We start from the raw sequence: 8,137 nt of genomic DNA on the forward strand, positions 1-8,137 counted from the left end.
ACAAATTATTCTTCTGTTTTCATCATTTCACCAAGCACATCCTCATAGATAAACTCTATCTCAATCTGGCTCTGACTATATACATACACATTACGGATAAATACATCTGCCAGCTCACGCGTAAGTTTCTTCGCTTTCCCATTTCCATTTGCCTGTTCAACCATCTCCTTCGCATGATCCAGGATATCAGCCTTCTCAACCAAGGTTTCCTCACATACCTTAATTTGCTCTTCCAGCTCCTCGATCCTACGAAGTGCTTCCTGTTTTGGGTGGAGATAAACTTCTTTCGTAAAATGCCCCTCTGCATATGCCTCATACAATCTCAGCTTATCAGCCTTCAGTCCATCCAGCTGAACCACCAGATTCATGATCTGGGATTTGCTCACACGAATCGCTTCTTTTGCTTCCTTTTCCCTGATTAAACCGCATTCCTTCAATAATTTGATATGAGACTTGAGAACATCAAATACAAGATTATCAATATAAGAGACCTCATATCGCTCACCACTGCAATTGGATTTCTTTCCAGCCCGTGCCTTATTTCTGCAAACAAATACTGGAACAGTCCCCATATCCACATAAGACATACATTGCCTGCAATTGCCACACCGAAGCTTACCTCGCAGAGCATACTTCTTTTTCTTTGGTGTTTCGACTTGCAGTACGCTTTTGAATCGCCAATTGCGCCCTGGCAAAATCCTCTTTACTGACCAGTGCAGGATTCATATCCTCAACAACGGTCCATTTATCGGCTTCCTGCAGCTTCCCAGTCTTCGCACCCACAATCTGACTCCGCTTCCTCCCCATGATCATTGCGCCGGTATATTCATATTTCTTGATAATCGATCCAACCTTTTTCGTCGTCCACAATCTTTCCGCTTCTGGTGTCACCGGCTCGGCATGAGAGTATTTCCCCTTGGATTTATGATAAGTATGCGGAGTAGGCATTCCTTCCTCGTTTAACGCATCACATATTTCTCTGGTATTCATCCCCTGGCAGGCAAGTCCAAATATCTTCTGTACGATGTCTGCTGCCTCAGGATTAATCACGAACTTCCCCTTATTCTCCGGATCCTTCCTGTAGCCAAAGGTAGCCTGCCCAGATGTACTGATTCCCTTCTTCCATCTTACCGCATTGGAGCTTCTAAGCTTTTTCGATAAATCACGGCTATAAAAAGTATTGATCAGATTGCTGACTGCCATATCAAAGCTCATGGAACCTGAACCGTTCTTCTTACTGTCATAACGATTATTCACAGCAATAAAGTGAATTCCAAGAATTGGGAAAATCTGCTCTACATAATCGCCGGTAATAATATAATCCCGTCCAAGTCTGGAAAGGTCTTTCACCAAAATAGTCTGTATCAATCCCTTCTTGGCATCTTCGTTCATTCTCATAAAAGCAGGGCGATTGAAATTTGTTCCGGAGTATCCATCATCCACATATTCCTTAATCTCACCTGCCAAATCATCTCTGTTCTGAATATAGCTGTACAGTAGCAATCGCTGATTCTCAATACTGTTGCTCTCATCCTTATGGTCTACACCTAAGTCTCCATCAGCCTCCGACAACCTCAGATAAAGTGCTATCGTCACATACATCCCCTCCCTCAATAAATTCATCAATCACAGCATCCGTAAATACATCCTGACACTTAAATTTGATTTCCACTCTCTGACCATCCTCATATAGCCAGATTTCATCGATCAGTTCTTTCACCAGTTCCTGTGAAAACTCCATAGAATCCGTATATTTCTTAAGTTTATCCGCCATTGCGTGGAACCGTTTGATTGCCAGCTCCATCTCCTTCAGCTTTGTTTCCTGTTCCGACCGTTTCTCCTTCAAATTGGCTCTCTCAACAGACATTTTATTTTTGATATACTGATACTCTTCCTCATCCAGAATCTTCTCCGCATAATCCATATAAGCCTTAAGCAGCTTATCATCCAGTTCTCTGATTCTTTCATCCATCCGGTAGATTTGACAAGTCCGGTCTCAGTGAGAAATCACGCCCGGAATATTCACCTTTACGGAATTGAAATGTCTGCTGAGATGGTCAGCAAAATAACCGATAAGATCCTTCCATGAATATTCCGCTGGTTGGAACCGCCCAGACCAGAGGTTGGTTCCAACCAGTCCGGGCTGATGTCCCAATGGTTCCGGTGTGGAACCGTTAACCGTTTTCTTTAATACCGTATACTTCCCGCATCGATTTGTCATGTTCTTTATCGATATACTGAATCTCTATCATATAAGAGTCATGAACAATGCGGTCAAGGATAGCATCTGCGATCTGTCCTTCTGGAAATTTATTGTACCAGCCAAGTGAGGTAAACTGAGAACAAAAGATTGTTGATGCCTTATGATGCCGGGCATGGATGATCTCCAGTAAGTCCCTTGCTTCTGTTTCTGTAAGTTTTACCAGAAGCCATTCATCCCGAATAAGCAGTGTATATTTCTGGTATTGCTTAATGGTTTCCTTGAACTTTCCTTCTCCTCTGGCAACTGCCAGTTCTGAGAGGAGTTCCAGCAGCTGGATATATTTTGTTGAGTAGTAACGCTTACAGGCTTCCATACCAAGGGCACAGCTCAAATAGGATTTTCCAGAACCGGTTGCTCCGGTAATAATGATATTGTGCTTCTCCTGTATGTATTCACAAGTGGCAAGCCGCTCAATGAAGGTTCTGTCCAGCCTTCTGCCTGATGTGTAATTGATATCATGAACATTTGCCTGTGGCTGATCAAGAGCTGCTTTTTTATAAGCCGTTGCCGCTTGTTGTTCTTACGAGTAGTATATTCAAGGTCTATTAGCAGACCAAAACGGTCTTCAAACGATACTGTCTGCATGGAATCATCGGAAAGCTGAGTCCGATATGCGTCTGCTAATGTAGTAAGCCGCATTTCAATCAATTTATTTATGGCTGCCTCATTTGTCATTGATCCTTACCTCCATAGTATTCTGCGCCACGGGTGTAACCGTAAGCATTGCTTTCCGGTTGTGGTGTTATAGGTACTTCTGTCTGAATGTCAATTTTATCCTGCCCTGTGGTAAGGATATTTTTAACACTTTTATAGCTGGGGTGCGGTGTATAGGAAAGTGCCTTATGACAGGCAGCCTCTAACCGTTCCACCAAATATTTATCCGCCAGCTTCAGAAGTCCCATGCAGGCTTTATAACCCTGCTGTTCCACTTTGTAAGAGGAAAGGATCGATTTTTCTGTAATGTTTGTACTGGTGCCGATTTTATCAGCCTATTCAATAAATCTGTTCCCATCCCATTTCAGATATTTCTGATGGTCTTCCGGCATATGAATTTCCAGTGTGCTGTATTGACCGGGATGTCCATACAGGCGTTTATGGGAACAGATCCGCTGATTGTGGTAGAAGACTTCCACAGCAGAGCGTGTTAAACGTACATCTACTTTCTGCCTGATATATTTATAGGGTGGTGTGCTACCCGTCAAGAGGACAATGAAAAATAATAAGCTTTATAATAAGCTTTTTTGCCGTCAGCTGGTTTACCAGCTGGCGGTATTTTTATGCTGCCTTTAACCCCAATTCATGAAACGCCATTGGGGACATTACATTTAGTTTCCGCTACAATCGTTGATTATTATAGTAATCTATGTATCCCTTAATCCCCTGCACCAGTTCATCCCTGCTTTTATAGCGGTGACCATAGTACATTTCTCTCTTTAAGATTCCCCACAATCCCTCCATCGGTCCGTTGTCTATACAGTGTGCGACCCTCGACATACTCTGCTTCATGTGATGGTCCTTCAAGAGGGTATGGAACTGTGTGCTGGTGTATTGGAATCCTCTGTCGCTATGGAACAATGGATGCGCTTCCGTTTCCCACCGGACCGCCTCATCAAATGTATCCATGACCAAAGCATTATCGTTGCGGTCACTTAGCTTAAATGCCACGATTCTCCTGTCATATAAATCCAGGATTGCACTCAGGTAGACTTTATGGACCTCCATACCAGTATCGTATTTAAATTCTGATACATCCGTCAACCATTTCTCTTTTGGCTTTTCTGCGTGGAACTCGCGATTTAAGTAGTTCTTTGCGATGTGGGTCGGGTTTCGCTCCGCCCGTGTACAGCTCTTAGGTTTCCATTTGATGGAGGATTGTATCTTCTGGCTCCGGCAGATACGCAGAACCCGCTTGTCGTTTACATGAATCCCATGGTATACATCAAGTTCGTCCCGGATGCGCCGGTATCCCATGTCCGGATGGGCTTCGTGTATCTTTTGGATTTCCACAGCAATACGACTGTTTTGGATCTCACTGCTGCTTTCCGGGTGCCTGATCCAGTGATAGTAGGCAGAGCGGCTGATTTTAAGGAACGCGCACAGCCTTTCTACCGGGTATCCTTTCGTTTGGGATAGTTCTTTAACCGACTGATAAGTACACAGCCTGCGTACTAGAGATAGCGATTCCCCCTTTCCAGCTCCCTGACTTTTTTTAACAGGTCATTTTCCATCTGTAAGTCCCTGTTCCGTCGTTCCAGCTCTGCGATTTTAACTCGCATTTCTTCTTCCGGGGTTCGGCTTGGCTGGGAGCCAGCCCGCCTTCCCCTGCGGTCCTCAAGCCCGGCGCTGCCCATTTTCTCATATTTCATGACCCAGTGGCGGACCTGCTGGTAGGAACATTGGTACTTCAATGCCATCGCCCCATAGTTTCGGTTGTGTTCCAGGCAATCCCGGACAATCTGCAAACGCTCTTTTGGTGTTGTTTCCCTTGCTTTCTTCATGTATGCACCTCCGGTAAGTTCTTTAAACTCCTTACCGGTATTATACATCTTTATCCATTCTCTGAGCTGCCTCTCTGAGCGAATTTCGTATTTTTTACACAGGTCGGAAAGGGAACCTTTCCCGTCCAGGTAGTCGTTGACAGCCTGGCGTTTTATTTCTTTGGGATAACATCTATTCTGGGCCTGGTTAAGCAGTCCCGCAGGGCCTTCTGCTTCGTAAATTCGTATCCAGTTGCTAATACTGGTCGTTCCGACACCGAGGCTATTAGCCGCCTCACCCAGACTGTTTTCGCCATTCAGATATCGTTCAACGGCTTTTACTTTTTCCAGAGGTGTTACTTTGCTCTTCCTTGACAGTAAGCGCTTAATTTTTGGGTAACTACAAATTTACTCTTTTATCATTCATAATGATAGAAAATAGTTTTTTACTCCATCATCTTGATAGGAAATAGATTTTTTACTACAATTGGAGGTTTCATTATGAATGCTAAACGTGCCCCAGGTCGTTCCCTGGACGAATGGATGGAACTGGTGACAGCCTGCAGGCAAAGCGGTCTTACCGACGCTGCCTGGTGCCATGAAAATGAGATTTCTCCCAGCTGTTTTTACAATGCTGTCAGCAGACTTCGCAAAAGAGCCTGCGAGATACCAGAACCATCTGTAAAGGACAGCACTCTCGATCTTACATCCCATAAACAGGATGTTGTCCGGATTGCTATAGAGCCGGATAATACACCGGAGGAACTGGTTTCAATGAAAAGAAACAGTTCTCTGTACCTTGACCATTCACATACGATTGAAATCGAAGCAAATGGGTTGCGAATCCGCATGAGCAATGATATCCAGCCAGTTTTATTAAAGACTCTGATGGATGTGCTCAAGGGGTCCACATGCTAGCGGATATCTCGAATGTCGATGCAATCTACATTGTCTGTGGCAGAACGGACATGAGAAAGTCCATTGATGGTCTGTGTGCCATCATCCAGAATCAATTCTCCATGGAAATCGACCATGCACTCTATCTCTTCTGTGGCCGTAAATGTGACCGGATCAAAGCAATCCTGAAAGAACCGGATGGGATTGTCATGATCTATAAAAGATTGACAGCTCAGGGGTCTTATCGCTGGCCAAGAGATAAATCGGAGGTAAGAAATCTTACCTGGAGAGAGTTTGACTGGCTGATGTCCGGCATCGATATCGAGCAGCCAAAAGCGATCAAAACATCCTGAAAAGCCAGTTTAAATCTTCACATAAAAGTGTTGGATTTCCTTGTGTTTTCGGCACTTTTCAGGCTTTCACACGCCCTGTTTTTCTATGAAAAGCCTCCTTTTTCTGGTATAATAGAAACATCAGAAAAAGGAGGGAAAAGCAGTGGCCAACAGTTCCAAAGACCTTCAGCTACGTGAGCTGAAAGATATGATTACAGATCTTAAAAACATGATAAAGACACTTCAGGCAACTGTGGATGCTGCCAACAAACGGGAAGAAGTTCTTGTTCAGGAGAGGGACAATCTAAAAGATGAGATCAGCCTTCTCCGCAAAAAGCTTTTTGGTTCCTCCAGTGAAAAACGTGTGATTGATGTTCCGGGTCAGTTAAACCTTTTTAATGAAGCAGAGCTGGAGCAGGATCCTTCGGCAGCGGATGCAGAAGAGCTTGCCGCAACACTTCCGTCGGAAGCCTCTAAAAAGAGAAAGACCAGAGCAACGGATGCAGAACGCTTTAAAGGTATCCCTGTAATAAAGAAATATCTTGATATTCCGGAAGAAGATAAGGTCTGCCCTGTCTGCAATACTCCGTTAGTTAAGATCGGCGAAGAGTTTGTCCGCCGTGAACTGGTCTTTGTTCCTGCAAAACTGAAAGTTATTGAGATCTATAGTCTTAATTACAGCTGTTTGGAATGCAGCAAAGAGGATGTTCCTGTCATTAAAAAGGGAAAAGACGGAAAACCTCATATGCTTTATGGTATAGCCTCTGCTGGAACAGTCGCGTGGGTCATGTATCAGAAGTTTTGCAACAGTCTCCCATACTGCCGCCAGGAAAAAGACTGGAAACAGTATGGAGCTACAATCACCCGTGCAACTATGGCGAACTGGGTGATCCGTAATTCTGAGGCATTTTTCCGCCCGATGTATGAATACTTTCACCGGAAGCTTCTGGAAAGGAACTTTGCAATGGCTGATGAAACGCCTCTTCAGGTTTTGCATGAAGAAGGGCGTCGTGCTCAGACGAAGTCCTACATGTGGCTGTTCCGCAGCGGTGAAGATGGTGATGTACCAATCATTCTCTACAAGTATTCACCAACCCGTGCCGGAGACAATGCAGTTGAATTCCTTCAGGGATTTGACGGTTATCTGATGTGCGACGGTTACAGCGGATACAATAAAGTATCTAATGCAAAGCGGACAGCCTGTTGGGCACATATCAGGAGATACCTGACAGATGTCATTCCTAAAGGAAAGCAGCTGGATTATACTCAGCCTTCCGTACAGGGCATGATGTATATCAATCAGCTCTTTCATCTGGAAGATGTCATTAAGACAAAGTATTCATCCTTCGATGCTATCAAAAAGGCCAGACTTGAAAAAGAAAAGCCGATAGTGGAAGGCTTTTTGTCGTGGCTTGATAAGCAGAACCCTGTCAGAGGTTCCAGGATGGATAAGGCTGTAACTTATATCCAGAACCGGAGAGACTATCTTATGACCTATCTGGAAGATGGACGATGCAGTTTTTCTAACAATCTCAGTGAAAATGCCCTCCGTCCGTTTACAGTCGGCCGCAAAAACTGGCTGTTCTGCGATACACCTCATGGTGCTCAGGCCAGTGCCATAGTATATACGATGGTAGAGATGGCCAAGGCAAATGGAGTAAATGTCTATCACTATCTAACCTATCTTCTGGAAAAGCTGCCAGATGATAGTATGAGTGATGATGAATTAGATCAACTTGCTCCATGGAATAAAAATGTAAAAGCTGAAATCCAACGCCGAACAGAAAACTCAAATCAATCATAAATCATATGTGAATTGTCAAGGTATTCCGATTACCGAAAGGTAACCGGATATTTTTCTATCAACGGCTGAAAATTAAGCGCTTACCCTTGACATGACAATACCCCCAAGTAGGTTTTCATATTTCAGTGTCCTACTTGAGGGTATCATATCAGACTGACCGTTCCGACCTTATTCCTTCGGCATTAATAGTATTACCAGGAATCCCCAATCTTATTCCAAAGGCCGGGTGTGGGCAGCGCCCACGTTGAATATTCTTGTGCGATGAAATCGCACTTCCGGAAATTTGGGAATCAGATGTCCGGAAGTGGAAATCACCTATGTAATTATGCGAGTTTACTCGCGTAGTTCTTTATCCAAACCATAT

10 protein-coding genes and 2 pseudogenes are annotated in these 8,137 nt (G+C 44.1%); 3 read left to right on the forward strand and 9 right to left on the reverse strand.

Going from position 1 to position 8,137, the window contains the following annotated elements:
* Positions 1-5: 5 nt before the first annotated feature.
* From MUB35_RS22380 to MUB35_RS31070, 9 genes and pseudogenes are all read right to left on the reverse strand, one after another.
* Entirely contained in the window at positions 6-587 is a 582-nt protein-coding gene (locus MUB35_RS22380; RefSeq protein WP_244806876.1) for a hypothetical protein, read from the reverse strand.
* 28 nt (positions 588-615) lie between these two features.
* Positions 616-1,596 (reverse strand): recombinase family protein, encoded by a 981-nt coding sequence (locus tag MUB35_RS22385; RefSeq protein ID WP_244806877.1) that lies wholly within the window; start codon positions 1,594-1,596, stop codon positions 616-618.
* Entirely contained in the window at positions 1,559-1,972 is a 414-nt protein-coding gene (locus MUB35_RS22390) for a hypothetical protein (RefSeq protein WP_244806878.1), read from the reverse strand. Before MUB35_RS22390 ends, MUB35_RS22385 begins: the two co-directional genes overlap by 38 nt.
* Before the next feature lie 202 nt (positions 1,973-2,174).
* Positions 2,175-2,938 (reverse strand): annotated as a pseudogene (istB, locus tag MUB35_RS22395) (IS21-like element helper ATPase IstB).
* Positions 2,935-3,165, reverse strand: a complete 231-nt coding sequence (locus MUB35_RS22400) for a hypothetical protein (RefSeq protein WP_244806879.1) — start codon at positions 3,163-3,165, stop codon at positions 2,935-2,937. Before MUB35_RS22400 ends, istB begins: the two are co-directional and overlap by 4 nt.
* 87 nt (positions 3,166-3,252) lie before the next feature.
* Positions 3,253-3,396 carry a hypothetical protein gene (locus tag MUB35_RS31065; protein WP_442863165.1) on the reverse strand — a complete coding sequence of 48 codons (144 nt, stop codon included), beginning with the start codon at positions 3,394-3,396 and terminating at the stop codon, positions 3,253-3,255.
* Between the two features lie 202 nt (positions 3,397-3,598).
* Positions 3,599-4,423 carry an IS3 family transposase gene (locus MUB35_RS22405; RefSeq protein WP_255786254.1) on the reverse strand — a complete coding sequence of 275 codons (825 nt, stop codon included), beginning with the start codon at positions 4,421-4,423 and terminating at the stop codon, positions 3,599-3,601.
* Between the two features lie 8 nt (positions 4,424-4,431).
* Entirely contained in the window at positions 4,432-4,761 is a 330-nt protein-coding gene (locus MUB35_RS22410) for a helix-turn-helix domain-containing protein (RefSeq protein WP_244806880.1), read from the reverse strand.
* A 39-nt stretch (positions 4,762-4,800) separates the two neighbouring features.
* Positions 4,801-5,148: pseudogene (locus MUB35_RS31070) on the reverse strand (helix-turn-helix domain-containing protein); the annotation flags it as partial.
* Between the two features lie 93 nt (positions 5,149-5,241).
* Here MUB35_RS31070 and tnpA point away from each other — a divergent pair.
* The 3 genes from tnpA to tnpC all read left to right on the forward strand — a co-directional run bounded on the left by tnpA (position 5,242) and on the right by tnpC (position 7,773).
* Positions 5,242-5,658, forward strand: a complete 417-nt coding sequence (gene tnpA / locus MUB35_RS22415) for an IS66 family insertion sequence element accessory protein TnpA (RefSeq protein WP_244806881.1) — start codon at positions 5,242-5,244, stop codon at positions 5,656-5,658.
* A complete protein-coding gene (gene tnpB, locus MUB35_RS22420) occupies positions 5,652-5,990 on the forward strand; it encodes an IS66 family insertion sequence element accessory protein TnpB (protein WP_255786248.1) in 339 nt (112 codons plus the stop codon). The genes tnpA and tnpB overlap by 7 nt, the downstream gene beginning before the upstream one ends.
* A 142-nt stretch (positions 5,991-6,132) precedes the next feature.
* Positions 6,133-7,773 (forward strand): IS66 family transposase, encoded by a 1,641-nt coding sequence (gene tnpC, locus MUB35_RS22425; protein WP_244806883.1) that lies wholly within the window; start codon positions 6,133-6,135, stop codon positions 7,771-7,773.
* Positions 7,774-8,137: the final 364 nt, after the last annotated feature.

Origin of the sequence: Blautia sp. NSJ-175 (genome assembly GCF_022867815.1) — a bacterium.
GTDB lineage: Bacteria > Bacillota > Clostridia > Lachnospirales > Lachnospiraceae > Blautia > Blautia celeris.